The following is a 23,766-nucleotide window of genomic DNA, read 5'->3' as shown; positions in this document are numbered from 1 at the left end:
CGGCAGCGAGAAAAGGAAAAATCTGAAATGGCAAAGACCAGCTCAGTCGAGAAGAACAACAGGCGCCGCAAGCTTGCCGACCAGTACGGTCCCAAGCGCGCTGCGCTGAAGGCGATCATCATGGATCAGTCCAAGCCGATGGAAGAGCGCTTCCGCGCTCAGCTGAAGCTTGCTGCCCTGCCGCGCAACTCGGCCAAGATCCGCATCCGCAACCGCTGCGAAGTCACCGGCCGTCCGCGTGCCTACTATCGCAAGCTCAAAGTATCGCGCATCGCGCTTCGGGATCTCGGCAACAACGGCCAGATCCCGGGCCTGGTCAAGTCGAGCTGGTAAGGAGGACATAACATGTCATTGAGCGATCCTCTCGGCGATATGCTGACCCGCATCCGCAACGCCTATGGCCGCAAGAAGTCGAGTGTCTCGACGCCGGCCTCGCGTCTGCGCACCCGCGTCCTCGACGTGCTGAAGGCTGAAGGCTATATCCGCGATTACAGCCAGACCGACTTCGACAACGGCAAGTCCGAGATCGAAATCGAGCTGAAGTATTTCGACGGTGCTCCGGTCGTGCGTGAAATCGCCCGCGTTTCGAAGCCCGGCCGCCGCGTTTACGTTTCGGCCAAGTCGATCCCGCACGTCGCCAACGGCCTCGGCATCGCCATCCTTTCGACACCGAAGGGCGTGATGGCCGACCACGAAGCACGCGAGCAGAACGTCGGCGGCGAGATCCTCTGCCAGATCTTCTGATCTGGCAGCTCACCGCAAATTGGAATCCGGTCTTCGGATCGTTCCGAAGACAGAGACCTGAAACAAGAGAAGTGACGAGGACAACAAAATGTCTCGTATTGGAAAGAAACCCGTTTCGCTGCCGCAGGGCGTGACCGCGACCGTCAACGGCCAGACCGTGACGGCGAAGGGCCCCAAGGGCGAGCTGAAGTTCGTGGTGAACGACGAAGTGCTGGTCAAGATGGAAGGCAGCGAGATCGCTGTCCAGCCGCGCGACCAGACCAAGACCGCCCGGTCCAAGTGGGGCATGTCGCGCACGCAGATCGTCAACATCCTGCAGGGTGTGAAGGACGGCTTCGAGAAGAAGCTCGAGATCACCGGCGTCGGCTATCGCGCCGCTTTGCAGGGTAAGAACCTGCAGCTGGCTCTTGGCTTCAGCCATGATGTCGTCTACGAGACGCCGGCCGGCATCACGATCACCGTGCCGAAGCCGACCGAAATCACCGTGGCCGGCATCGACAAGCAGCAGGTGGGCCAGGTTGCCGCGGAGATCCGCGAATACCGCGGTCCCGAGCCTTACAAGGGCAAGGGCGTCCGTTACGCTGGCGAGAAGATCGTCCGCAAGGAAGGCAAGAAGAAGTAATCGGCTTGGCTTGGAAAAGTCGCGGACTTTTCGGACAGGACCAAGCCACGGAAGTGGAACGCCGCGGGGAGCGGTCGCGGGAGGCGCTTCGCCTACCGCATATGACGGCCCCCGTTTTTTGAAGGCAAGGAAGACATCATGGGTACCAAGGAAGCCATCCAGCGCCGTGCGCAACGCGTCCGTCGCCAGATCAAGAAAGTCGCCGGCGAACGTCCGCGTCTTTCGGTGCACCGCACGTCGAAGAACATCTACGTTCAGGTGATCGATGACGCCAAGGGCCACACCATCGCTGCCGCATCGACGCTCGAGAAGGACCTCAAGGGGTCGCTCAAGACCGGCGCCGATACCGCCGCCGCCGCCGCAATCGGCAAGCTGATCGCCGAGCGCGCCACCAAGGCCGGCATCAAGGAAGTCGTTTTCGACCGTGGCCCGTACATCTATCACGGCCGCGTCAAGGCGCTGGCCGAGGCTGCCCGTGAAGGCGGTCTCAGCTTCTGATTTTTCACCGTCGGCGACCCAAAGTGGCGCCGGCAATCAGCAACCCGTGCTTCCGGAAAAGAACAAGGAACAGGATATGGCACAGGAACGTAGGGAAGGCGGCCGCGGCCGCGAGCGTGAAGAGCGCGATGACGGCATGGTGGACAAGCTCGTCCACATCAATCGCGTCGCCAAGGTCGTCAAGGGTGGCCGCCGCTTCGGCTTCGCCGCGCTCGTCGTCGTCGGCGACCAGAAGGGCCGCGTCGGCTTCGGTCATGGCAAGGCGCGCGAAGTGCCGGAAGCCATCCGCAAGGCGACTGAATCGGCCAAGCGCGACATGATCTTCGTGCCGCTGCGCTCGGGCCGCACGCTGCATCACGACGTCGAAGGGCGCTGGGGTGCGGGCCGCGTTCTGCTGCGCGCCGCCAAGCAGGGTACCGGCATCATCGCCGGCGGCCCGATGCGCGCTGTCTTCGAGACGCTCGGCATGCATGACGTGGTCGCCAAGTCGATGGGGTCGTCGAACCCCTACAACATGGTTCGCGCCACCTTCGACGCGCTGAAGAGCCAGATGCATCCCAAGGATGTGGCTGCCGCGCGCGGCATCAAGTATTCGACCCTTCAGGCCCGCCGCGGCACCGCCGTTGCGGCTGAAGAATAGTCGATCTGACCAGGGATTTTGACCATGGCCAAGAAAGCAACCAAGACCATCACCGTTGAGCAGATCGGCTCGCCGATCCGTCGTCCGAAGGAACAGCGCGCGACGCTGGTCGGCCTCGGCCTCAACAAGATGCACAAGCAGCGCACGCTGGAAGATACACCCTCCGTGCGCGGCATGATCGCCGCCGTCCAGCATCTCGTCCGCGTCGTGGACGAGGGCTGAGCCAAAGCGCAGGAGAAGCAAGATGAAACTCAACGATCTGCGTGACAAGGACGGCGCGACGCACTCCAAGAAGCGTCTCGGCCGCGGCATCGGCTCCGGTTCGGGCAAGACCGCCGGGCGCGGCGTCAAGGGCCAGAAGGCGCGCTCCGGCGTCGCCGTCAACGGCTTCGAGGGTGGCCAGATGCCGCTTTACCGGCGCCTGCCGAAGCGTGGCTTCAACAACATCTTCGCCAAGAGCTTCGTTGTCGTCTCGCTGGCCCGCATCCAGGAAGCCGTCGATGCCAAGAAGCTCGACGCCAAGGCAACCGTGACGGCCGAGGCGCTTGTCGCCGCCGGCGTCATCCGGCGCGTCAAGGATGGCGTGCGCGTGCTGTCCGACGGCGAACTCAAGGCCAAGCTCGCCTTCGACGTCGCCGGCGCCTCCAAGGCCGCGATCGAGAAGATCGAAAAGGCCGGCGGGTCGGTCAAGCTGCCGGAAAAGGCAGCTGCCGAGTAATGGCAATTTGAAGCGCGGTCGGCAAGAGTGGCATCCGTTTTTGCTTTCGATCGCGCTTTGATCTGCTCAATTTAGCGGCCGCGTCAACGCGGCCGCTTGCATGTTTACAGCCCGGAGCTTATCTCGTGAGCTTCGGTGAAACGCACCGCCTGACCTCACGGGCCATCAAGCGTTACCAAGCGGAGAATCAGGCATGGCTTCGGCTGCTGAACAACTAGCCTCGAATCTGAATTTCTCGGCCTTCGCCAAGGCGGAGGACCTGAAGAAACGCATCTGGTTCACCATCGGCGCGTTGCTCGTCTATCGCCTCGGCACCTACATCCCGCTTCCCGGCATCAATCCCGATGCCTTCGCCCAGGCCTTCTCCTCGCAGAGCAAGGGCGTGCTCGGCATGTTCAACATGTTCGCCGGCGGCGCCGTGCAGCGCATGGCGATCTTTGCGCTCGGCATCATGCCCTACATCTCCGCCTCCATCATCATGCAGTTGATGACATCGGTCATTCCCTCGCTGGAAGCGCTGAAGAAGGAAGGCGAGCAGGGCCGCAAGGTCATCAACCAGTACACGCGCTACGGCACCGTGCTGCTGGCGCTGGTGCAGGCCTACGGCATTTCGGTGGGGCTGGAGAACGGCAACGGCATCGTCAGCGACCCCGGCATGTTCTTCCGCATCTCCACCGTCGTCACGCTTGTCGGCGGCACCATGTTCCTGATGTGGCTCGGCGAGCAGATCACCGCGCGCGGCATCGGTAACGGTATCTCGCTCATCATTTTCTCCGGCATCGTCGCTGGTCTTCCGCACGCCATTTCCGGCACGCTGGAACTCGGCCGCACCGGCGCCCTGTCGACCGGCCTGATCCTGGCGATCATCGTGCTGGCCATCGTCGTCATCGCGCTCATCGTCTTTTTCGAGCGCGCCCAGCGCCGCCTGCTGATCCAGTATCCGAAGCGCCAGGTCGGCAACCGCATGTTCCAGGGCGATACCTCGCATTTGCCGCTCAAGCTCAACACGTCGGGCGTCATCCCGCCGATCTTCGCGTCGTCGCTTCTCCTGCTGCCGGCCACCGTCGCCGGCTTCTCGCAGACGACCAACATGCCGGCCTGGGCGAGCACCATCCTGGCCTCGCTCGGCCACGGCCAGCCGCTCTACATGGCATTCTACGCGGCGATGATCGTGTTCTTCGCCTTCTTCTACACTGCGATTGTCTTCAACCCGAAGGACACCGCCGACCAGCTCAAGAAGCATTCGGGCTTCATCCCGGGCTATCGCCCGGGCGAGCGCACCGCCGATTATATCGATTACGTTCTCACCCGCATCACCGTCGTCGGCGCCATCTATCTGGTGCTGGTGTGCCTGCTGCCGGAGTTCCTGATCTCGGCGACTGGCGTACCATTCTACCTTGGTGGCACATCGCTTCTGATCGTGGTCAGTGTCACGCTCGATACGGTTGCGCAGATTCAGGGTCATCTGATCGCGCACCAGTATGAAGGCCTGATCAAGAAGTCGAAGCTGCGCGGGGGGAAGAAAGCCAGATGAGGTTGATTTTGCTTGGGCCGCCGGGGGCGGGCAAGGGGACACAAGCACAAAGACTGGTAGAAAAACACGGCATTCCCCAGCTCTCGACGGGTGACATGCTGCGTGCCGCCGTCCAGGCGGGTACCGAGGTCGGCAAGCGCGCCAAGGCGGTGATGGATGCTGGAGAACTGGTATCCGACGCCATCGTCAACGCCATCGTCGCAGAACGTATCGATCAGGCCGACTGCGCCAAGGGGTTCATACTCGACGGCTACCCGCGTACGCTTGTGCAGGCCGATGCGGTTGAATCGATGCTCTCGGAGCGCAGCATTGGTCTCGATACGGTTATCGAACTGGTCGTCGATGACAGGGCCTTGGTCGGCCGCATCGTCAAGCGCGCCGATGATGCCAAGGCCGCCGGCCAGCCGGTGCGCAAGGACGACAATCCCGCTGTGTTCGAAGAGCGCCTGCGGGAGTACTACAAGAAGACCGCTCCGCTGACCGGCTACTACTATGCCAAGGGCAAGCTCAAGACTGTGGACGGCATGGCCAGTATCGACGCGGTGACCGCCGAGATCGAGACCGTGCTGGCAGCGGCCGCGAAGGCGCGGTAAGGGAATTTAAAGATTAAGCTTGACGGAAACGGTTCGCTGCGGTATGGCGGCCCGTCTTCCTATCAGGTGCGCACTTTGCTTGTCCGCAAGGGCAAGGCAGTCGCTTTGAACTGGAAACTCCCGCAAGGGCCGGCCTCCACCGGACGCGGGGAAATTTGAACAGCGCCGGGATCTACCTTGTTGAAGGTTGTCCGGTCCACATGGAGAAGAGAAGAACATGGCTCGTATAGCCGGCGTCAACATTCCGACCAACAAGCGCGTCGTCATCGCGCTTCAGTACATTCACGGCATTGGCAAGAAGTTCGCCCAGGAGATCGTCGACAAGGTCGGCATCCCGGCCGAGCGCCGCGTCAACCAGCTGACCGACGCGGAAGTGCTGCAGATCCGCGAGACCATCGACCGCGATTACCAGGTCGAAGGCGACCTGCGTCGCGAAGTGTCGATGAACATCAAGCGTCTGATGGATCTCGGCTGCTACCGCGGCCTGCGTCACCGCCGCTCGCTGCCGGTTCGCGGTCAGCGCACCCATACCAATGCACGTACCCGCAAGGGCCCGGCCAAGTCGATTGCCGGCAAGAAGAAGTAATTTTTTAGGGGAATAAGGGAGTAGGGGAGTAAGGCAGTAGGGAATGCCCGTCGATCGGGTCGCATTTTTCCCTACTCCCTTACTGCCCTATTCCCCTACTCCCTTAGTAAGGTGGAGCCGCTGGCATTACGGCGGTGTAGAGATCAACTGAAAGGACTACCATGGCCAAGGAAGCCGCACGTGTTCGCCGCCGCGAACGCAAGAACATCTCGTCGGGCGTTGCCCACGTCAATTCGACCTTCAACAACACGATGATCACCATCACCGACGCGCAGGGCAATTCGATCGCCTGGTCGTCGGCCGGTGCCCAGGGCTTCAAGGGTTCGCGCAAGTCGACCCCGTTCGCCGCCCAGATGGCTGCCGAGGACGTTGCCAAGAAGGCCCAGGAACACGGCATGCGCATGCTCGAAGTCGAGGTCTGCGGACCGGGCTCGGGTCGTGAATCGGCGCTGCGCGCCCTGCAGGCGGCCGGTTTCACCATCACCTCGATCCGTGATGTGACGCCGATCCCGCACAATGGCTGCCGCCCGCGCAAGAAGCGCCGCGTCTAACATTATTGAACGCCGCGCGAACGCTTACGAAAGCGTTCCTCCACGGTATTCCAGGTCGCCCGCCACGATTGGATGGTGGCGGGTCAACGGAAGGAAAGCATCATGATCCAGAAAAATTGGCAGGAACTGATCAAGCCGAACAAGATCGAGTTCTCGTCGAAGAAGAAGACGCTGACCACGCTGGTCGCCGAACCGCTCGAGCGTGGCTTTGGTCTTACCCTCGGCAACGCGCTGCGCCGCGTGCTTCTGTCTTCGCTGCGCGGTGCGGCTGTCACCGCCGTGCAGATCGACGGCGTCCTGCATGAATTCTCGTCCATCGCCGGTGTGCGCGAGGACGTGACCGACATCGTCTTGAACATCAAGGAAATCGCCATCCGCATGGAAGGCGACGGCCCCAAGCGCATGGTCGTGCGCAAGCAGGGCCCGGGTGCGGTTCTCGCCGGCGACATCCAGACGGTTGGCGACGTCGAGATCCTCAACCCCGACCACGTCATCTGCACGCTGGACGAAGGCGCTGAAATCCGCATGGAATTCACCGTCGACACCGGCAAGGGTTACGTGCCGGCCGAGCGCAATCGCGCCGAGGACGCGCCGATTGGCCTGATCCCGGTCGACAGCCTCTATTCGCCGGTCAAGAAGGTCTCCTACAAGGTCGAGAACACCCGTGAGGGCCAGGTTCTCGACTATGACAAGCTGACCATGACCATCGAGACCGATGGTTCGATCTCGGGCGAGGACGCGGTGGCTTTCGCCGCCCGCATCCTGCAGGACCAGCTTGGCCTGTTCGTCAACTTCGACGAGCCGCAGAAGGAAGTCGCCGCCGAAGCCGTCACCGAGCTCGCCTTCAACCCGGCGCTGCTCAAGAAGGTCGACGAACTCGAGCTTTCGGTGCGTTCGGCCAACTGCCTGAAGAACGACAACATCGTCTATATCGGCGATCTCATCCAGAAGACCGAAGCCGAGATGCTGCGCACCCCGAACTTCGGCCGCAAGTCGCTGAACGAGATCAAGGAAGTGCTGGCGGCTATGGGCCTGCACCTCGGTATGGAAGTGCCGGACTGGCCGCCGGAAAACATCGAAGACCTCGCCAAGCGTTACGAAGACCAATATTGAGCATGAACTCCAAGGATCGGCGGCGTGAGCCGCTCGATCCGACGGTCATGCGGAAAGCCATCAGAGGCCGTGGCCTCTTGAACAACTGAAGAAGGAAAAGAGCCATGCGCCACGGTTTCAAAGGCCGCCGCTTCGCCCGCAGCATAAGCCACCGCAAGTCGATGTTCGCCAACCTGGCGGTGTCGCTGCTCGAGCACGAGCAGATCGTCACCACCTTGCCGAAGGCGAAGGACTTGCGTCCGATCGTCGAGAAGCTGGTCACGCTCGGCAAGCGCGGCGACCTGCACGCCCGCCGCCAGGTGATCGCGCAGATCGGCAATGAAGGCGTCGTCAAGCGCCTGTTCGACACCATCGCCCCGCGCTATGCCACCCGCAACGGCGGCTACCTGCGCATCATGAAGGCGGGCTTCCGTCACGGCGACAATGCCGCGATGGCCGTCATCGAGTTCGTCGACCGCGACACCGACGCCAAGGGCGCCGGCGACCGCGCCCGCCTTGAGGCGGAAGGCACGGACGAAGCCGCGGCCGCATAAGGCTTCGTCCTTTCCAGATTGAATTAAAGGGGCCTGCGGGCCCCTTTTTCATATTCTGTGCGCGCCAAGCCGTGCCCAAAACTATTGATTGGCGCGAAAATAATCGGATTTCAGCGGCTTAGCCTTTCATTTTGCACATTCGTCGGGACAATGCGCCCGAACTCGCCTTGGAGGATTCGCGAATGCTCGCCAAAAGACTGTCCCTTGTTCTGCTTTGCGCCTTCATGGTGTTCGCAGCCGCACCGGCAGTCCGGCAGGCGCTGGCCGAGGACGCCGCCAAGCCCGCCGATCCGGGGCTCTCCGATGTGCTGACCGACCTGCTGCATGGCGTTGAAGGCGAGAATGCCACTTCAGGCCCGGACAAGCGCGTGCCGTTCGGTCGTGAGGAAGTGCAATTGTCGTTCGCGCCTCTGGTCAAGCAGACCGCGCCGGCCGTGGTCAATGTCTATGCCTCGCAGACAGCCAAGGTGACATCGCCTTTCGAAGGCGATCCGTTCTTCGAGGAGTTTTTCGGCCGCGCCCAGCCGCGTGCTCAGTCTTCCCTGGGCTCGGGTGTGCTCGTTGATCCGAGCGGTGTCATCGTCACAAATTTTCACGTCATCAAGGACGCCGACGAGGTCAAGGTGGCGACCGCCGATGGCCGTGAATTCGCCAGCAAGGTGATGCTGAAGGACGAAACGCTCGACCTTGCCGTGCTCAAGATTGAGTCCGACAAGCCGTTCCCGGTGATCGCCATCGGCGATTCCGACGCGCTCGAAGTCGGCGACCTGGTGCTGGCCATCGGCAATCCCTTCGGCGTCGGCCAGACCACCACCAGCGGCATCGTTTCCGCCCTTGCGCGCAGCCATATCGGCGTCTCGGACTCGGGCTATTTCATCCAGACCGACGCCGCCATCAATCCCGGTAATTCCGGCGGCGCGCTGATCAACATGGGCGGCCAACTGGTCGGCATCAACACCGCCATCTACAGCCGCAGCGGCGGCTCGATCGGTATCGGCTTTGCGATCCCAGCCAACATGGTGCGGGCTTTCGCCGATGCCGCCAAGGCCGGCCTCGATTTCTTCGAACGGCCCTATATCGGCGCCGAGTTCGAAGCTGTGACGCCGCAGATCGCCGAATCGCTCGGCATGGAAAAGCCGACCGGGGCGCTGGTCTCGTCCGTCGACGCGACAGGCCCCGCCGGCAAGGCAGGACTGAAGCCGGGCGATGTCGTGCTGCAGATCAATGGCAAGCCGGTCGAGAGCATCGAGGCGCTCGACTATCGCATGGCGACGCTGTCGATCGGCGCCAAGGCGAATTTCGCGATCCTGACCAAGGGCCAGCAGGCAGCGATGGATATCGCGTTGGAGCGGGCGCCGGAGGGTGCGAAAGCCTCGGAAGTGACGCTGCATGGCCGCAGCCCGTTCTCGGGCGCCAAGGTCTCGGAACTGTCGCCGCGGCTTGCCCAGAAGCTCGGCCTGCGCACGGACCTCAAGGGCGTGACGGTGATCGACATCAACCGTGATTCGCCGGCCGCCGATTTCGGTTTCCAGCCGGGCGACATCGTGCGCGAGGTCAACGGCACCAGCATCGACACCGCCGCAACGCTGGCGCAGGTAGCCCAGCAGGATACGCGCTGGTGGCGCTTTACCGTCGAGCGCGGCGGGCAGATACTGCGCCAGGTGTTGCGTTACTGAGTTCGATCTGAAGGATCGCGCTCCAAACCAAAAGAAGTGCATGGCCGATCTGTTCAGTGTCGATGAACCGGAAAAGGTGCCGCCCGGGCGGCCGCTGGCCGACAGGCTGCGGCCGAAAAACCTTGGCGAGGTCGTCGGCCAGGAGCATCTGACGGGTCCCGATGGCGCGCTGACCCGGCTGATCGGTTCCGGTTCGCTGGGGTCGATGATCTTCTGGGGTCCGCCCGGCACCGGCAAGACCACGGTGGCAAGGCTGCTTGCCGGCGAAACCAGTCTTGCGTTCGAGCAGATATCGGCCGTGTTTTCCGGCGTCGCCGATCTGAAGAAAGTGTTCGAGGCGGCCAAGCTGCGCCGCGCCAACGGGCGCCAGACGCTGCTCTTCGTTGACGAGATTCACCGCTTCAACCGCGCCCAGCAGGATTCTTTCCTCCCCGTCATGGAGGATGGGACGGTGGTCCTGGTTGGCGCCACCACCGAAAATCCATCCTTCGAACTCAACGCGGCCTTGTTGTCGCGCGCACGGGTCATGGTCTTCCATTCGCTCGGCGAAGACAGCATCGCCAAGCTGATGATAAGGGCGGAGGAGACGGAGGGTAGGGCGCTGCCGCTCGATGACGAGGCGCGGGCGATGCTGATCCGCATGAGCGATGGCGACGGACGTGCATCGCTGACATTGGCCGAGGAAGTCTGGCGTGCAGCCAAGCCTGGCGAGATATTCGATCCCGAAGGGCTGCAGCGCATCGTCCAGCGCCGTGCGCCGATCTACGACAAGGGCCAGGATGGCCATTACAATCTGATCTCGGCGCTGCACAAGTCGGTGCGCGGCTCGGATCCGGATGCCGCGCTCTACTATCTGGCGCGCATGTTCGATGCCGGCGAGGATCCGCTCTATCTTGGCCGCCGGCTGGTGCGTATGGCGATGGAGGACATCGGGCTGGCCGATCCGCAGGCACTGGTCGTCGCCAACGCCGCCAAGGATGCCTATGACTATCTCGGCTCTCCCGAGGGCGAGCTCGCTTTCGCCGAGGCCACCGTCTATCTCGCCACCGCGCCGAAATCCAACGCCGTCTATACGGCCTTCAAGGCAGCCACGCGGGCCGCGAAGGAACATGGCTCGCTGCTGCCGCCCAAGCATATCCTCAACGCGCCGACCAAGCTGATGAAAGAGGAGGATTACGGCGCCGGCTACCGTTACGACCATGATGAGCCGGACGCCTTTTCAGGCCAGGACTATTTTCCCGAAAAAATGGGTCGACAGACCTTCTACGATCCGCCCGAACGTGGTTTCGAGCGCGATATCAGGAAGCGGCTCGACTACTGGGCAAAGCTGCGCAAAGAACGGGAATAGCCGGTTTGCGGAGTCCGGTAGCCTTGGCGGTGCGAAACGAGGCCTCGCCCTGGGGGATTTCCACTTCGGTTCTCCTGCACGCGCTGCTCGCCGCCACGGTTATGTTGATGCCACTGCCGAAGCCCCCGAGCCGGCCCGAGGAGGAGGAGCGCGTGTCGGTCACATCCTGACGCCGCAGCAGTTCGAGGCTTCGACAAGACCCCCTTCATCGCCCGCTGAGGAGGCGCCCAGCGCGCCCATGCCTGAGGCACCGGTGCCGGCGCCAAGCGCTCGTCAGTCTCCCGCCGCGCCGGCCATGATTCGCCCGACGCGGATGCTGTCGGCCAAGACGCTCGCCGATCCGCGCAGCAAGCAGGCCCGCGCCGATCTCGAGGCCTTCGCGCCCGACGAGCGCATGGTGCAGCTTTGCAATCTGGAGGCCATGGATCAGATCCGCCAATGGCGAGCGGATTTCCAGCCGGAGCGAGTGGTGCCCTACGCAACCGCCGAGGAAAAGATCACCGGCACGACGATCGCCGCCGATGGTGCGGCTTTTCGCAGCCGTAAAAACTGGTACAGTCTGAAGTTCAAATGCCAGCTCGCGCAGGACGGCGAAAGCGTCATCGGCTTTGAGTTTCTGGTCGGCGATCCCGTGGCCAGGGACAAATGGGACGAGCTTGGCTTGCCGGCGGTGCATTGACAGCCCGGCACGCTCCACCAGGCAGCCAGCCCGGCCGGATACCATGGCCGTTGTGCGGTGACCCAAAAAACCTTATCAAGGCGCACGGTCGGGCGGTGGCCGTTGCCATGATTTGGGCACCTCATTCGCAACAGGATCGCGCGTCGCGCGTGGAAAAATGACAAAAACCCTTCGCAAATCCCTTCGCAAATTCGCCATTGCCATCCCGCTTCTCGCCCTTGGCTTCTATTTCATCCCGATGCTGACGACGATCTTCATCGTCTGTGGCGTGATCGACGTGCTGCGCAACAACAGGAAGGATCTGGCGCTGTTCAGCGGCTACTTCCTTGGCAACGGGCTCTTCACCTGGTTGCTCTCACCCTTCAACCTGCTGGTCGATCTTCTGTGCTACAGAAATCCGGGCGTGTGGAAGCTGGAGCAGTTTCCCGCCGACTATCAGCGTGAGGTCAACGAGGTCCTTGATGTCTTCAAGGCGCGCAAGGACGAGATCATCGCCGACATCGACGCCAATTTCGGCACCGGCCGGCGTGGCATGTATGTCTATCAATGGTACGGCAAGCACCGGATCGACAACGTCGCTGAATTCAACAAGGATTTCAAATACATCAAGACCATTGCCGTTTCGGTCTTCAGGGGCAAGGAATCGACCTCCTGGCATTTCGGGCCGCTGCGGCTCAGCCTGCGCATTCTCTACAATCTGCTGCCGGTAAAGGCGGAGGTTTTCGTCGAGTGCAACAACGCCAGGAACTACTGGCATGACAATCCGCTCTACATTTTCGACGACACGCTGCTGCATCGTTCGGTCAACGAATATGACGGCCGCCGCTACTGCGTGTTCATGGACATTGTCAGGCCGTCGCCATTCCCGGGCCTCATCGCGGGGCTTCTCGCCATCGTCTCGGTGAGCGTCGAGCGCATCAATTCGATGTTCTACAAGAACTGGAAGATGATTGGCTCCACAAAGCCGAAGAAGGTCGAAACCACCTGAGTTGAAGATCCATCGATGCTGCCGGCTCTGCCGGCAGCATCCTGAATGCGTTAGGGCAGTTCCAGGAAACGCAGACGGCTTTCCGTCGCGAATTGCGTCAAACCAAGAGCCGCTGCCGGCGCTCCTGCATTGGTTTGAGCACCGCCAGGCAATGCTCTGACAAGCCATGCTCTGACAAGACGGGCAGCTTTAGCGTTACGTCGGTTCAGACCTCGGCCTCTTTGGGCCGTCGCCAATTCATTATATGACCTATGTCGCAGGATTCGCATTTGCCCGCACGGCTCCGGCTGCGTCAGGGTATCTCGATTCTGCCCTCGGCAGTTCTGTCTCTTCCTTCCTTGGCGGATCCAAGTGTCAAAGCACAAAGCCTTCGGAGTCTGGGCGGGAACCTACATATGCACCGTGATGCTAGGCATTGCTATCAGCGCCGCGTACATAAATCTTGAAGAACCGGTCTACTATTGGGACTACGCTGCTTATTTCAATGTGTTCAACCAGCAGGGCGCGCTCCTGGTCGAGAGCCCCTTCAACTGGCTGAGCCAGGTGGGTACCTCCATTGCCACGCAGGACTATGGTGTGGCTATCCTGGTGCCGTTGATGCCCTTTCACATCGTCTTCGGTGGTTCGAGGCTTTCCTTCGTCGCTGGAATAGTCTCGGTCTACCTGGTTCCAGCGGTTCTTTTCATAGGCAGGATAAGTTATCTCGAGGCGGTCTCCGAGGCACCTTCTCGCAGCTGGCCAGCCGTTTGGATCGCGGCTTTGCTCTACACGCCGTTCTGGGCGCCGACACTGCGTGGAATGCCTGATGTTGCCGGCTGTCTCGCTCTCACCGCGGCAACCTATTTCCTGTGGAAGTCAAAATTCCTGACCCGCGAACCGGTGGTGGGCGGAATATCGGTCGGCGCCAGCCTATGGTTGGCCTTCATGCTGCGGCGCTGGTACGCCTACGCCGCTATCGGGGTCACCCTTTCCGCGGCGTTCCTGGGCCTGCTGCAGATCGCAAGGGATCGGGATCTTCCGGCATTCCGCGCTGCGGCTGGGGGTGGCCTGTGTGCGATCTTCGTTGTCACCGCAACCGCATTGAACTTCCAGCTGCCGCTGATCGCCAGAATTCTGGGAACGAGCTACGGCGACCTCTACAGCGGATACAAGACGACCTTTGGCACTGAACTCGGTGAAATGGGGAGCCGGCTCAGCTATGTGAATTGGCTGCTGATCATTGCCGGGCTTTACATCTCCATTGCTCGCCGCAACAGGTTCTCCCTGTTCTGCGCCATCGCCTCGCTGCTGACATTTTTGATTTTCACCCGGACGCAGGATCCGGAACCCCATCATTCACTGCCGATGTTCCTTTGGCTTTTCCCTGCATACGCCCAAGCCATTGTCGCGATCGTTTCCGTGCCGGCGCTGAAATCGCGATGGTGGACCGCAGGCATGGCGGTTGCCGCTGGGCTCGCTTTCCTGGGCACATTTTTCCCGACAGGTCGTCAGCTCCTGTCTCCGGTCGATTTCTTTTTTGCGCGGGAGGCCACGCTCCCGCTCCATCTCGATAATCTCCCCGAATACAGGCGCATGATCGATGATCTGGCCGGCAGAATGGGGCCACAGGATCGCTTTTCGGTTTTTGCCTCGGGGGCAGTCATGAGCGACGCGCTGTTGTTCGGGATGGATCGGGACCTCGTTCCCCATATCGGCTGGATTTGCCAGGTGGATAGTCGTGATCGGTTTCAGCCGGACGCATTGAAATCCAGATTTGTGATTGTGACCGACCCGCCGGTTACTCATCTGCAACCGGGCGCGCAGATTTGCGTCACGCTTCCGAACCAATATATTCTTGACGGGCAAGGCATCGGTGCCGCGTACAAGCGCATTGCGCGGTACCAATTGTCCGGCGGCGTTACCGGCTATCTCTATGAGCAGATGCGTCCAGTCACGCAGCAGGAACTCAATGCGCTGTACGGCGAATTCAAGAAGAGATATCCGGACTGGACAACACCTGTCTGGTGAACCGCGACAGGCGGATCTGGCGCTGACCGAGCCCAAGGGATTGACGCCGGCGCCCTCTCAGGGGCAGTAACGGCTATGTTCAATCTGCTTCTTGTTGCCGTTGGCGGCGGCATCGGTGCCGGCATCCGCCATTTGACCAGTATGGGCGCGCTGCGCCTCGTCGGCCCCAACTATCCCTGGGGCACGATGGCGATCAACATCATCGGCTCCTTTGCTATGGGGCTGTTCATCGCCGTTCTGGTGCGCCGCGGCGGATCGAACGAGCTCAGGCTATTCGTCGCCACCGGCATCCTTGGCGGCTTCACCACCTTTTCCGCTTTTTCGCTCGATTTCGCGACGCTGTGGGAGCGGGGCGCCACGTTGCCGGCGTTTGGTTACGCGCTTGCAAGCGTCATTGGCGCGATCATTGCCCTGTTTCTGGGACTTTGGCTTGCAAGAAGCCTGCCATAAAGCATGCCATGGCGTGCTTTATGGTTTTGGGCGGCGTGCATTAATGCTATTGCCGCGCCAAACGCAGGCCAAGAGCCCTGCTCGGGAAACGGATAAGCGAAAAAGACATGGCAGGCGTTGAACAGATCACGGTGGAGGCCGGCGAGGCGGGCATGCGGCTCGATCGCTGGTTCAAGACCCATTTCCCGGGTCTTGGCTTCGGCCATCTGCAGAAGCTGTTGCGCTCCGGCCAGATCCGCGTCGATGGCGGTCGGGTCAAGGCCGACACCCGCGTCGAGCCGGGCCAGATGGTGCGTGTGCCGCCGCTCGAGGTGGACAAGAAGGGCGAGAGCGCGCTCACAGGCCACTCGATCCGCAACCAGGGTGACGCCGATGTGCTCGCCAAGATGCTGATCCATGAGGATCCGAAGGTCTTCGTCTTCAACAAGCCGGCGGGCCTCGCCGTTCAGGGCGGCTCCGGCGTCACGCGCAATGTCGACGACATGCTGGAAGCCTGGCGCAACCAGAAGGGCGAGAAGCCGCGGCTGGTGCATCGGCTCGACCGCGATACGTCGGGCGTGCTGGTCGTCGCCCGTACCAGGCTGGCCGCCATGAAGCTCTCCGAGGCGTTCCGGGCACGGGAAACCAAGAAGACCTACTGGGCGCTGGTCAAGGGCGTGCCGCCCAAGCGCGAGGACAAGATCTCGACCTGGCTGATCAAGGAGGCGACGCCGGACGGCGACCGCGTGCGCATCGCCGCGCATGGCGAAAAGGGCGCCGACCACGCCGTGTCCTATTACCGCATCATCGAGCAGGCGGCGCAGACCATGACCTGGCTGGAGATGGAGCCTTATACGGGCCGCACGCACCAGCTCCGCGTCCACGCCGCCTATATCGGCTGTCCGATCATCGGCGACCCGAAATACTTCGAAGCCGACACCAACTGGGATTTTCCCGGCGGCATTCAAAACCGCCTGCACCTGCACGCGCGCCGCATCATTATTCCGCACCCGGACAAGGGCGTCATCGATGTCACCGCGCCGATGCCGCCGCACATGCGCCAAAGCTGGAACCTGATCGGCTTCGACGACGCCAGCGCGGAGGATTGACCGTGAGCGGCGCCACCGACGCGCTTGATCGGCGCGACGCTGTCGATATGGCCGCCGCCGCCATCATGGTCGGCCTGACCTTTTCCTGGGGGCTGAACTACGTCGCCGCCAAAATCTCCTATGCCGGCTACGACCCGGTCTTCCTGTCGATCGCGCGTTCGGTCATTGGTGGTTTCTGCGTTTTCCTCTGGTGCCGATGGCGCGGCATCGCGCTGTTCACCAGGGATGGGACACTGCTGGCCGGCATCGCGGTCGGCGTGCTTTTCGGCGTCGAGTTCCTTTGCCTCTATGTCGGCCTGGAGCATACGACCGTTGCCCGCAATACGCTGCTGGTCAACTCGATGCCGTTCTGGATGCTGATCGGCGGCCACTTGCTGCTCGGCGAACGGATCACCACGCGCAAATTCCTTGGCCTGCTGTTGGCCTTTGCGGGTCTCGCCACCGTTTTTTCCGACAAGCTCGGCGGTAGCGGAGACATGCTGTTCGGCGATCTCCTGAGCCTTGGTTCCGGGTTTTTCTGGGCTCTGACCAACATCCTCATCAAGCGATCGAAACTGGTCGAGGCAACCGCGGAGAAGCTGCTGCTCTATCAACTCGCCGGCGCGGCGGTTGTTGGCGTGTTGGTGATGCCTCTCGCGGGCCCGCCGGTTCGCGATCCAGCCTTGCTGCCGACATTGGCGCTGCTTTTCCAGGCGATCTATATCGTCGCCTTTACCTATGTGCTGTGGTTCTGGCTGCTGCGCCGCTATCCGGCCTCCGGCCTGTCGAGCTTCACCTTCCTCTCGCCGGTTTTCGGTGTTTTATGCGGCGCGATGTTCTTGAATGAGCCGCTGACCATTCGCATCTTCCTGGCACTTGGTCTCATCGCGGCGGGCCTGATCATCGTCAACCGGCCGGCGCGCAAGCTGACGCCGGTGTGAAAGAGATTTTCATGCGCGATATCCTCAACGACCTCGAAGCGGGCAAGTATCTTTCCGATCCGGATCCGGTGCGTCGCGCCCAGATCCAGATGAAGACGCCGCTGCCCAAGCGCTTCTACAAGGAGGTTTCGGTCGTGCCGGTGGAAGCTGGCTTTGCCGTGCAACTCGACGGCAGGCCGGTGCGCACCCCGGGCAAGGCGTTGCTGGCGCTGCCGACCGAGGCGGCCGCGACGCTGGTTGCAGGCGAGTTCGCCGAACAGGGCGAGACGATCAATCCGGTGACGATGCCGGTGATGCGGCTTGTCAACACCGCCATCGATGGCGTGGCCAGCGATCCGCAGGCGGTGCTGGAAGACATTCTGCGTTTCGCCTCGTCGGACCTGCTCTGCTATCGCGCCGACGCCCCACAAGGGCTGGTCGAGCGGCAGAACGAGCAGTGGGATCCCGTCATCGACTGGGCGCGCGCTTCGCTCGGCGTTCGCTTCAACCTTGCCGAGGGCATCATCCATGTCGAGCAGCCGCGCGAGACCATTGCCGTGCTGGGCAGCCATCTGGCGCAGCGCGCCCAACCGCTGCGCCTTGCCGCCATTCATGTCATGACGTCGCTGACCGGCTCGGCACTGCTGGCGCTGGCGGTCGATTTCGGCGAGCTCGACGGCGAGGAAGCCTGGGCCGCCGGCCATGTCGACGAAGACTGGCAGATCGCCCAGTGGGGACAGGACGCCGAAGCCGTCGCGCGCCGCACCGCGCGCAAACGAGATATGATGGCCGCCGTCAGCCTGCTCGAGGCGCTGCAGGCCTGAGCGCTTCGCTCCGCCTTCGCACTGCACCTAATACGAAAGTCATAATCCCATCGTCGCGGTGCCTTTCCCCGGCGCTTTCTGCCATTTTTCCTGTGTTGGCTGCGTCTTGTGAGTCCGCGTTCCGAGGAGAACGCGGACGTTGGCGCACAGCATCGAGGACTGGGTCTCACGGGAGGATAACTCAATGGCAATGGCATCGACCGCCGGCGGAACGAGCCGCGGCATGACGCGAGAGGAGAAGAAAGTCATCTTCGCTTCCTCGCTCGGCACCGTTTTCGAATGGTACGATTTCTATCTCTACGGCTCGCTGGCGGCTTTCATCGGCTCGACCTTTTTCAGCCCGACCATTCCCGAGGCAACGCGCAACATCTTCGCGCTGCTTGCCTTTGCCGCGGGCTTCCTGGTGCGCCCGTTCGGCGCGCTGCTGTTCGGTCGCATCGGCGACCTCGTCGGCCGCAAATACACATTCCTGGTCACCATGACGATCATGGGTCTCTCGACCTTCCTGGTCGGCCTTCTGCCCGGCTATGCGACCTTGGGCATCGCGGCTCCGGTGATCCTGATCGCCCTGCGCATGCTGCAGGGCTTGGCGCTGGGCGGCGAATATGGTGGTGCGGCCACCTACGTCGCCGAGCACGCGCCCGATGACCGCCGCGGCTTCTACACCTCATGGATCCAGACGACCGCGACGCTAGGCCTGTTCCTGTCGCTGATCATCATCCTTATCGTGCAGGGATCGCTGAGCAAGGAGACTTACGCCGCCTGGGGCTGGCGCATTCCTTTCATCGTCTCTTTCCTGCTGCTCGCCGTCTCGATCTGGATCCGGTTGTCTCTGTCGGAGTCCCCGACCTTCCAGAAGATGAAGGAAGAAGGCAAGGGCTCCAAGGCGCCGCTCTCGGAAGCCTTTGGTCAGTGGAAGAACGCCAAGATCGCGCTCCTGGCGCTGCTCGGCCTCACCGCCGGTCAGGCCGTCGTCTGGTACAACGGCCAGTTCTACGCGCTGTTCTTCCTGCAGAACGTGCTGAAAGTCGACGCGCAGTCGGTCAACATCATGATCGCCATCGCGCTGGCGCTAGGCTCGATCTTCTTTGTCGTGTTCGGCTGGCTCTCCGACAAGATCGGCCGCAAGCCGATCATCATGGCTGGCCTTGCGCTGGCCATCGTCTGCACCTTCCCACTCTTCAAGGCGTTGACCTGGGCCGCCAATCCGGCGCTCGCCAAGGCACAGCAGAGCACCCGGGCAACGGTGACGGCGGCACCCGGCGACTGCAGGTTCCAGTTCAATCCGGTCGGCACGGCGAAATTCACGACATCCTGCGACATCGCGACTTCGTTCCTGACCAAGAACTCGGTTCCGTACGATGTGGTGTCGACGGCGGCCCCCGGGACGGCTGCGTCAGTCAAGATTGGTACAGAGACGGTGCCGTCCTACGATGCGGTCGCGGCCGGCGATCAGGCCAAGGCCAAGGACGCGGTCTTCGTCAAGGCCGTCAACATGTCCCTGCGGGACAGCGGTTATCCGCTGAAGCGTGCGGCAATTAAGGTTGCGGACCAGAAACTCGATGCCTTCATCGCAGCCAATCCTGAACTCAAGCTCGACGCAGCCGCGATCCGCGGCGGCGAGAAGGCAGCGGTGCCGACCGATCAGGCGGTCAAGGACAAGCTCTTGACCGCCGATGAGGCCGCGGGCGCACCCGAGGTCACCGTCTACAACATACCGGGCGGCGGTGCCTTTGCCATGTTCGCCGATCCGGCGGCGGTGAACTGGCCGATGACAATCGGTATCCTGTTCATCCTGGTGCTGTTCGTGACCATGGTTTACGGGCCGATCGCGGCGATCCTTGTCGAGATGTTCCCGACTCGCATCCGCTACACCGGCATGTCATTGCCCTACCACATCGGCAATGGCTGGTTCGGCGGCCTGCTGCCGGCGACGGTGTTCGCGCTCAGCGCCTACAAGGGCGACATCTACTATGGCCTTTGGTACCCGGTGGTCATCGCGGCGATGACGCTGATCATCGGCATGATCTTCGTCAAGGATACGCTGGGAACCGACCTGCACGCCAAGGAGTAGTCGATAGGCTCTTACGAACGAAAGCCCGGCGCGAGCGATCGCGCCGGGCTTTTTCATGCGAGATCGACGTGGAGCGGCTTCAGCTTTTCCGTTGCGGGTTTTCTTCCTCGACGGCGGCCTCGTGGTACCAGCCATCGAAATCGGCGTGCTCGCCGCGAAGCGCGGCAAGCTCTGCCGCGAATTTGGCCTTGGCGCCTAAATTTAAGGCAGGCCTGCGCGCTGCCAGCGGGAACATCAGGATTTTCGCCGACGGACGCGATTGCGTGACTTGCATTGCCGGTCTCCCTTGTTTTTCAGAAGCTCGTCGATTCAGTTCTCATCAAAATAGGTTCTGCGAGTCATTTAGGCAATATGCCTACGAAAAGATCATCATTTGCCTATGATTTAAGCAGTATTGCGGCTTGGGCGATCTGCACGCATTGCTGAGACGGCTCACCAAAATCAAAGCCTTGGCATGACCATTTTGCCGCACCCGTCGGAGGCCGAGTGGCATACGAATTGCTTTTTAATCATCGGCAGGCCGGCCTGTTTCGGCCATGCATCGACATCGCCTGCTTGCGGTGTCCAAGCAACGAGAGGCTCTAGAATGACCAAATACAAGCTCGAGTATATCTGGCTCGATGGATACACCCCGGTCCCCAATCTTCGCGGCAAGACGCAGATCAAGGAATTCGCCGAGTTCCCGACGCTCGAGCAGCTGCCGCTGTGGGGCTTCGACGGGTCATCGACGCAGCAGGCCGAAGGGCATAGCTCCGACTGCGTGCTGAAGCCGGTCGCGGTCTATCCCGATCCGGCCCGCACCAACGGCGTGCTCGTCATGTGCGAAGTCATGATGCCCGATGGCGTGACGCCGCATGCATCCAACAAGCGCGCCACCATCCTCGACGACGAAGGCGCCTGGTTCGGCTTCGAGCAGGAGTATTTCTTCTACAAGGACGGCCGTCCGCTCGGCTTCCCCGAGAGCGGCTATCCCGCACCGCAGGGCCCGTACTATACCGGCGTCGGCTATTCGAATGTCGGCTCTGTCGCGCGCCAGATCGTCGAGGAACATCTTGATCTCTGCCTCGCGGCCGGCATCAACCACGAAGGCATCAACGCCGAAGTGGCAAAGGGCCAGTGGGAATTCCAGATTTTCGGCAAGGGCTCCAAAAAGGCCGCCGACCAGATGTGGATGGCCCGCTATCTGATGCAGCGCCTGACCGAGAAGTACGGCATCGACATCGAATACCATTGCAAGCCGCTCGGCGACACCGACTGGAACGGCTCGGGCATGCATGCCAATTTCTCGACCGCCTATATGCGTGAAGTCGGCGGCAAGGTCTATTTCGAAGCGCTGATGGCGGCTTTCGACAAGAATCTGATGGACCACATCGCCGTCTACGGCCCGGACAACGACAAGCGTTTGACCGGCAAGCATGAGACCGCGCCGTGGAACAGGTTCAGCTATGGCATCGCCGATCGCGGCGCGTCGATCCGCGTCCCGCATTCGTTCGTCAAGAACGACTACAAGGGCTATCTGGAAGACCGCCGTCCGAACTCGCAGGGCGACCCCTACCAGATCGCCTCGCAGATCCTGAAGACGATCGCTTCGGTGCCGGCCAGCGCAGAGGTTTCGGCCGCCGCCTGATCCTCTTTGCGGCGCATGCAACTCGGCGCCGCGAACGGATGCTCATTATGGAAAAGGCCCGGGCTGAAAACGCCCGGGCTTTTTTTTGTCAAGCAGTTTGCCGGATTGGCCTTCGTTATTGTCGATCAGCCATGACCCCACGCGCGTTCAGCGCCGTCACCACCTTGGCATGCGGCAGGGCGGGGGTCCGATTGCCGTCGCGGCCGATCATGTCGCTGTTGGCGACAAGCGCGTTGAGCACCGCCTCTTCGGCTGCTTGCACGACGGCTGCGTAGAAATCATCCATGCGACCCCACGGGATGAAATCCATGTGCCCATAGCTGTGTTCGGTCGCCGGTCCCCGCGGGAAGCGGCCGTTGAGGGCGTCGCGGTTGGCGGTCGAGAAAGCGAGAAAAATATCGCCGGAGAAATGCGAGCCGGTGGTGCCTGTCCGTGCGAGGCCGAGCGGCACGCGCCTGGCCAGCGCCTTGCACTGGCCAGGCAGCAGCGGCGCATCGGTGGCGACGATGCCGATGCAGGAGCCGGCGCCCGTCGGGCCGCCGCTGAAATAGGCCTCCATCGGGTTGTCGTCGGCCAGTTCGTTGCCGAGCGGCGCGCCGGCAATGGTAAGTTCCCGGCGCGAGCCGAAATTGGCTTGCAGGAAGACGCCGACCGTGTAGGAGCGATGGCCGTAGTCGACGACCCTTGAAGCCGTGCCCGAGCCGCCCTTGAAAGCGTAGCAGTTCATGCCCGTGCCGCCGCCGACCGAGCCTTCCTCGATGTGCCCGCTTGTCGCATTGTCGATCGCCGCGATCGCATGGTCGACCGTGACATGCGAGCCGTTGATATCGTTGAGATAGCCATCCCAGGTTTCGGCCACCACCGGCAGCAGCCACTGATCGGCGACGTCGGGCTTGTGGCGCGCGACCCAGTCGATGATGCCGCGATGACAGGGGCCGACCGCATGGGTGTTGGTGATCAGGATCGGCAGGCTGATGCTACCGGCTTCCTCTATCCACGAGGCGCCGGTCATTTCGCCATTGCCGTTGAAGGAGTGATAGCCGGCGGCGCAGGCCACGCCGACACCGTCGTGGCCGAACGGCAGTATCGCCGTCACGCCGGTGCGCACCGGTCCCTGTCCGAGCGCGAGCTTGCCTTCGCCCTTGATGATCGTGGAGTAGCCGACCAGGACGCCTCCGACATCGGTGATGGCATTGGCGGGGCCGGGCGTGCCCTGCAAGGGAATGGCGAGCGCCCGGGCGCGGGCCTTGCCGGCTGGCGTGGTGGTATGGGTCGGCAGTTGGTCCATGCTGGGGTTCCGCTCCGTTGATTGATATTCTGGCTCAGCGAAGGCTGCAGCCCGTCGCAAGCTCGGCATAGCTGGTCAGGATCGCCATCGCCGAAGGTTGATCGACCGCGGGCACGACATTGACGAGATGCAGCCCCAGGCCATCCTCGAGCACGACCAGGCTGCGCGCGATCGTCTCGCTGGTCGCCCGTAGTTTAAAGATGCCGGTGGCGGCGCCCGCCTCCAGTATGCCGACATAGATCGACACCTGCCGCTCGAACAAAGTGATGTGCCGGGCCGCGTAGTTCGCATCCGAGCGCGAATAGGCGCCAAGTTCGAGCAGCAGCCGGCAGAGCTGGTCGTCCGCGTCCGTCGGCAGTCCGCTTTCGATCATCGTTTTCAGCCGCAGCCGCGGATCGGCGATCTCGGCAACCGACGCCGCGCGTATGGTGCAGAACCGCTCGACGGCCTTGCGTTGCACATCGTCCAGCAGGTCCTTCAGCCCCGGATAATAGTAGAGCAGGGCGCTCGAACTCATCCCTGCTTCATTGGCGACGTCGCGCAACGTGACGCCGGCAAGGCCGCGCTTGGCGATCATCGATTCCGCTGCCGCGACGAGCGTGAGGCGACGATCGGCCTGGGTTTTGGGTCGTCCCATCTTCGGTTCCTGAATTTGATTCAGTTTAAAACAGCCTCATGAAATTTCG

The 23,766-nt window shown here is 62.1% G+C and carries 27 protein-coding genes; 24 read left to right on the top strand and 3 right to left on the bottom strand.

The features are described 5' to 3' along the window. Window positions 1–27 precede the first annotated feature (27 nt). The 23 genes from rpsN (at window position 28) to EN804_RS01680 (ending at window position 20,165) form a co-directional block, all read left to right on the top strand. Window positions 28–333 (top strand): 30S ribosomal protein S14, encoded by a 306-nt coding sequence (gene rpsN / locus EN804_RS01790; protein WP_010909282.1) that lies wholly within the window; start codon window positions 28–30, stop codon window positions 331–333. Window positions 334–345: 12 nt separating this feature from the next. Continuing rightward, on the top strand, window positions 346–744 hold the full coding sequence (gene rpsH, locus EN804_RS01785; protein ID WP_006205453.1) for a 30S ribosomal protein S8: 399 nt from the start codon (window positions 346–348) through the stop codon (window positions 742–744). 88 nt (window positions 745–832) lie between these two features. Beyond that, entirely contained in the window at window positions 833–1,366 is a 534-nt protein-coding gene (rplF, locus tag EN804_RS01780; RefSeq protein ID WP_013895694.1) for a 50S ribosomal protein L6, read from the top strand. Between the two features lie 138 nt (window positions 1,367–1,504). Next, window positions 1,505–1,864, top strand: a complete 360-nt coding sequence (gene rplR / locus EN804_RS01775) for a 50S ribosomal protein L18 (protein ID WP_027145576.1) — start codon at window positions 1,505–1,507, stop codon at window positions 1,862–1,864. A gap of 76 nt (window positions 1,865–1,940) precedes the next feature. Continuing rightward, window positions 1,941–2,504, top strand: coding sequence for a 30S ribosomal protein S5 (gene rpsE, locus EN804_RS01770; protein ID WP_032933400.1), 564 nt, complete (start codon window positions 1,941–1,943; stop codon window positions 2,502–2,504). Window positions 2,505–2,528: 24 nt separating this feature from the next. Beyond that, window positions 2,529–2,726: a 50S ribosomal protein L30 gene (gene rpmD / locus EN804_RS01765; RefSeq protein WP_006205449.1), complete on the top strand. Its 198-nt coding sequence runs from the start codon at window positions 2,529–2,531 to the stop codon at window positions 2,724–2,726. Window positions 2,727–2,748: 22 nt separating this feature from the next. Next, on the top strand, window positions 2,749–3,222 hold the full coding sequence (gene rplO, locus EN804_RS01760) for a 50S ribosomal protein L15 (RefSeq protein WP_095775807.1): 474 nt from the start codon (window positions 2,749–2,751) through the stop codon (window positions 3,220–3,222). Between the two features lie 193 nt (window positions 3,223–3,415). Next, entirely contained in the window at window positions 3,416–4,756 is a 1,341-nt protein-coding gene (secY, locus tag EN804_RS01755; RefSeq protein ID WP_015317976.1) for a preprotein translocase subunit SecY, read from the top strand. Further along, window positions 4,753–5,349 carry an adenylate kinase gene (locus EN804_RS01750; RefSeq protein ID WP_127281107.1) on the top strand — a complete coding sequence of 199 codons (597 nt, stop codon included), beginning with the start codon at window positions 4,753–4,755 and terminating at the stop codon, window positions 5,347–5,349. The genes secY and EN804_RS01750 overlap by 4 nt, the downstream gene beginning before the upstream one ends. A gap of 217 nt (window positions 5,350–5,566) precedes the next feature. Further along, window positions 5,567–5,935 carry a 30S ribosomal protein S13 gene (rpsM, locus tag EN804_RS01745; RefSeq protein WP_006205445.1) on the top strand — a complete coding sequence of 123 codons (369 nt, stop codon included), beginning with the start codon at window positions 5,567–5,569 and terminating at the stop codon, window positions 5,933–5,935. A gap of 161 nt (window positions 5,936–6,096) precedes the next feature. Beyond that, the gene (gene rpsK / locus EN804_RS01740; protein WP_006205444.1) at window positions 6,097–6,486 is read left to right on the top strand and encodes a 30S ribosomal protein S11; all 390 of its coding nucleotides are present in this window, start codon (window positions 6,097–6,099) and stop codon (window positions 6,484–6,486) included. A gap of 102 nt (window positions 6,487–6,588) precedes the next feature. Continuing rightward, window positions 6,589–7,599, top strand: a complete 1,011-nt coding sequence (locus EN804_RS01735; protein WP_006205443.1) for a DNA-directed RNA polymerase subunit alpha — start codon at window positions 6,589–6,591, stop codon at window positions 7,597–7,599. A gap of 104 nt (window positions 7,600–7,703) precedes the next feature. Further along, window positions 7,704–8,132 carry a 50S ribosomal protein L17 gene (rplQ, locus tag EN804_RS01730; RefSeq protein ID WP_127279754.1) on the top strand — a complete coding sequence of 143 codons (429 nt, stop codon included), beginning with the start codon at window positions 7,704–7,706 and terminating at the stop codon, window positions 8,130–8,132. A 182-nt stretch (window positions 8,133–8,314) separates the two neighbouring features. Further along, window positions 8,315–9,808, top strand: a complete 1,494-nt coding sequence (locus EN804_RS01725; protein ID WP_127869364.1) for a DegQ family serine endoprotease — start codon at window positions 8,315–8,317, stop codon at window positions 9,806–9,808. A 40-nt stretch (window positions 9,809–9,848) separates the two neighbouring features. Continuing rightward, window positions 9,849–11,156 (top strand): replication-associated recombination protein A, encoded by a 1,308-nt coding sequence (locus EN804_RS01720; RefSeq protein WP_127279756.1) that lies wholly within the window; start codon window positions 9,849–9,851, stop codon window positions 11,154–11,156. Window positions 11,157–11,394: 238 nt separating this feature from the next. Continuing rightward, on the top strand, window positions 11,395–11,835 hold the full coding sequence (locus tag EN804_RS01715; RefSeq protein WP_246693340.1) for a DUF930 domain-containing protein: 441 nt from the start codon (window positions 11,395–11,397) through the stop codon (window positions 11,833–11,835). Window positions 11,836–11,992: 157 nt separating this feature from the next. Beyond that, the gene (locus EN804_RS01710; RefSeq protein WP_135918570.1) at window positions 11,993–12,823 is read left to right on the top strand and encodes an aspartyl/asparaginyl beta-hydroxylase domain-containing protein; all 831 of its coding nucleotides are present in this window, start codon (window positions 11,993–11,995) and stop codon (window positions 12,821–12,823) included. Window positions 12,824–13,174: 351 nt separating this feature from the next. Beyond that, on the top strand, window positions 13,175–14,830 hold the full coding sequence (locus tag EN804_RS01705) for a hypothetical protein (RefSeq protein ID WP_135918569.1): 1,656 nt from the start codon (window positions 13,175–13,177) through the stop codon (window positions 14,828–14,830). Between the two features lie 75 nt (window positions 14,831–14,905). Then, entirely contained in the window at window positions 14,906–15,280 is a 375-nt protein-coding gene (gene crcB, locus EN804_RS01700; RefSeq protein ID WP_135867739.1) for a fluoride efflux transporter CrcB, read from the top strand. Between the two features lie 107 nt (window positions 15,281–15,387). Further along, window positions 15,388–16,368 carry an RluA family pseudouridine synthase gene (locus tag EN804_RS01695; RefSeq protein WP_135880295.1) on the top strand — a complete coding sequence of 327 codons (981 nt, stop codon included), beginning with the start codon at window positions 15,388–15,390 and terminating at the stop codon, window positions 16,366–16,368. A gap of 47 nt (window positions 16,369–16,415) precedes the next feature. Beyond that, window positions 16,416–17,288 (top strand): DMT family transporter, encoded by an 873-nt coding sequence (locus EN804_RS01690; protein ID WP_189521811.1) that lies wholly within the window; start codon window positions 16,416–16,418, stop codon window positions 17,286–17,288. Window positions 17,289–17,299: 11 nt separating this feature from the next. Beyond that, a complete protein-coding gene (locus EN804_RS01685; RefSeq protein ID WP_135867742.1) occupies window positions 17,300–18,091 on the top strand; it encodes an ATP12 family chaperone protein in 792 nt (263 codons plus the stop codon). 184 nt (window positions 18,092–18,275) lie between these two features. Continuing rightward, on the top strand, window positions 18,276–20,165 hold the full coding sequence (locus tag EN804_RS01680; RefSeq protein ID WP_135918568.1) for an MFS transporter: 1,890 nt from the start codon (window positions 18,276–18,278) through the stop codon (window positions 20,163–20,165). Between the two features lie 79 nt (window positions 20,166–20,244). On the opposite strand, the gene EN804_RS01675 is transcribed toward EN804_RS01680, so the two are convergent. Next, the gene (locus EN804_RS01675) at window positions 20,245–20,439 is read right to left on the bottom strand and encodes a DUF2735 domain-containing protein (protein ID WP_127280109.1); all 195 of its coding nucleotides are present in this window, start codon (window positions 20,437–20,439) and stop codon (window positions 20,245–20,247) included. Between the two features lie 312 nt (window positions 20,440–20,751). Between EN804_RS01675 and EN804_RS01670 the strand changes: the two genes are divergently transcribed. Next, window positions 20,752–21,792, top strand: a complete 1,041-nt coding sequence (locus EN804_RS01670; protein WP_135918567.1) for a glutamine synthetase beta-grasp domain-containing protein — start codon at window positions 20,752–20,754, stop codon at window positions 21,790–21,792. 115 nt (window positions 21,793–21,907) lie between these two features. Here the strand turns inward: EN804_RS01670 and EN804_RS01665 are convergent, their stop codons facing one another. Both EN804_RS01665 and EN804_RS01660 read right to left on the bottom strand, forming a co-directional pair. Continuing rightward, the gene (locus EN804_RS01665) at window positions 21,908–23,080 is read right to left on the bottom strand and encodes a P1 family peptidase (RefSeq protein WP_135915588.1); all 1,173 of its coding nucleotides are present in this window, start codon (window positions 23,078–23,080) and stop codon (window positions 21,908–21,910) included. Window positions 23,081–23,114: 34 nt separating this feature from the next. Further along, window positions 23,115–23,717, bottom strand: coding sequence for a TetR/AcrR family transcriptional regulator (locus EN804_RS01660; protein ID WP_135867744.1), 603 nt, complete (start codon window positions 23,715–23,717; stop codon window positions 23,115–23,117). Window positions 23,718–23,766: the final 49 nt, after the last annotated feature.

The organism is Mesorhizobium sp. M8A.F.Ca.ET.161.01.1.1 (assembly GCF_004792105.1).
Classification (GTDB): Bacteria; Pseudomonadota; Alphaproteobacteria; order Rhizobiales; family Rhizobiaceae; genus Mesorhizobium.
Note: the sequence above shows the minus strand (reverse complement) of the source record. Positions and strands in the feature narration are given on the sequence as shown.

Excerpts from the sequence above, each read along its gene's own strand:
- EN804_RS01695 (WP_135880295.1), top strand. The coding sequence starts at position 15,388 with ATGGCAGGCGTTGAACAGATCACGGTGGAGGCCGGCGAGGCGGGCATG.
- EN804_RS01725 (WP_127869364.1), top strand. The coding sequence starts at position 8,315 with ATGCTCGCCAAAAGACTGTCCCTTGTTCTGCTTTGCGCCTTCATGGTG.
- crcB (WP_135867739.1), top strand. The coding sequence starts at position 14,906 with ATGTTCAATCTGCTTCTTGTTGCCGTTGGCGGCGGCATCGGTGCCGGC.
- rpsM (WP_006205445.1), top strand. The coding sequence starts at position 5,567 with ATGGCTCGTATAGCCGGCGTCAACATTCCGACCAACAAGCGCGTCGTC.
- EN804_RS01750 (WP_127281107.1), top strand. The coding sequence starts at position 4,753 with ATGAGGTTGATTTTGCTTGGGCCGCCGGGGGCGGGCAAGGGGACACAA.
- EN804_RS01735 (WP_006205443.1), top strand. The coding sequence starts at position 6,589 with ATGATCCAGAAAAATTGGCAGGAACTGATCAAGCCGAACAAGATCGAG.
- EN804_RS01685 (WP_135867742.1), top strand. The coding sequence starts at position 17,300 with ATGCGCGATATCCTCAACGACCTCGAAGCGGGCAAGTATCTTTCCGAT.
- EN804_RS01710 (WP_135918570.1), top strand. The coding sequence starts at position 11,993 with ATGACAAAAACCCTTCGCAAATCCCTTCGCAAATTCGCCATTGCCATC.
- EN804_RS01665 (WP_135915588.1), bottom strand. The coding sequence starts at position 23,080 with ATGGACCAACTGCCGACCCATACCACCACGCCAGCCGGCAAGGCCCGC.
- rpmD (WP_006205449.1), top strand. The coding sequence starts at position 2,529 with ATGGCCAAGAAAGCAACCAAGACCATCACCGTTGAGCAGATCGGCTCG.
- EN804_RS01675 (WP_127280109.1), bottom strand. The coding sequence starts at position 20,439 with ATGCAAGTCACGCAATCGCGTCCGTCGGCGAAAATCCTGATGTTCCCG.
- rpsK (WP_006205444.1), top strand. The coding sequence starts at position 6,097 with ATGGCCAAGGAAGCCGCACGTGTTCGCCGCCGCGAACGCAAGAACATC.
- EN804_RS01660 (WP_135867744.1), bottom strand. The coding sequence starts at position 23,717 with ATGGGACGACCCAAAACCCAGGCCGATCGTCGCCTCACGCTCGTCGCG.
- rpsH (WP_006205453.1), top strand. The coding sequence starts at position 346 with ATGTCATTGAGCGATCCTCTCGGCGATATGCTGACCCGCATCCGCAAC.
- EN804_RS01690 (WP_189521811.1), top strand. The coding sequence starts at position 16,416 with ATGGCCGCCGCCGCCATCATGGTCGGCCTGACCTTTTCCTGGGGGCTG.
- rpsE (WP_032933400.1), top strand. The coding sequence starts at position 1,941 with ATGGCACAGGAACGTAGGGAAGGCGGCCGCGGCCGCGAGCGTGAAGAG.
- rplO (WP_095775807.1), top strand. The coding sequence starts at position 2,749 with ATGAAACTCAACGATCTGCGTGACAAGGACGGCGCGACGCACTCCAAG.
- secY (WP_015317976.1), top strand. The coding sequence starts at position 3,416 with ATGGCTTCGGCTGCTGAACAACTAGCCTCGAATCTGAATTTCTCGGCC.
- EN804_RS01715 (WP_246693340.1), top strand. The coding sequence starts at position 11,395 with ATGCCTGAGGCACCGGTGCCGGCGCCAAGCGCTCGTCAGTCTCCCGCC.
- EN804_RS01680 (WP_135918568.1), top strand. The coding sequence starts at position 18,276 with ATGGCAATGGCATCGACCGCCGGCGGAACGAGCCGCGGCATGACGCGA.
- rplF (WP_013895694.1), top strand. The coding sequence starts at position 833 with ATGTCTCGTATTGGAAAGAAACCCGTTTCGCTGCCGCAGGGCGTGACC.
- rplQ (WP_127279754.1), top strand. The coding sequence starts at position 7,704 with ATGCGCCACGGTTTCAAAGGCCGCCGCTTCGCCCGCAGCATAAGCCAC.
- EN804_RS01720 (WP_127279756.1), top strand. The coding sequence starts at position 9,849 with ATGGCCGATCTGTTCAGTGTCGATGAACCGGAAAAGGTGCCGCCCGGG.
- rplR (WP_027145576.1), top strand. The coding sequence starts at position 1,505 with ATGGGTACCAAGGAAGCCATCCAGCGCCGTGCGCAACGCGTCCGTCGC.
- EN804_RS01670 (WP_135918567.1), top strand. The coding sequence starts at position 20,752 with ATGACCAAATACAAGCTCGAGTATATCTGGCTCGATGGATACACCCCG.
- rpsN (WP_010909282.1), top strand. The coding sequence starts at position 28 with ATGGCAAAGACCAGCTCAGTCGAGAAGAACAACAGGCGCCGCAAGCTT.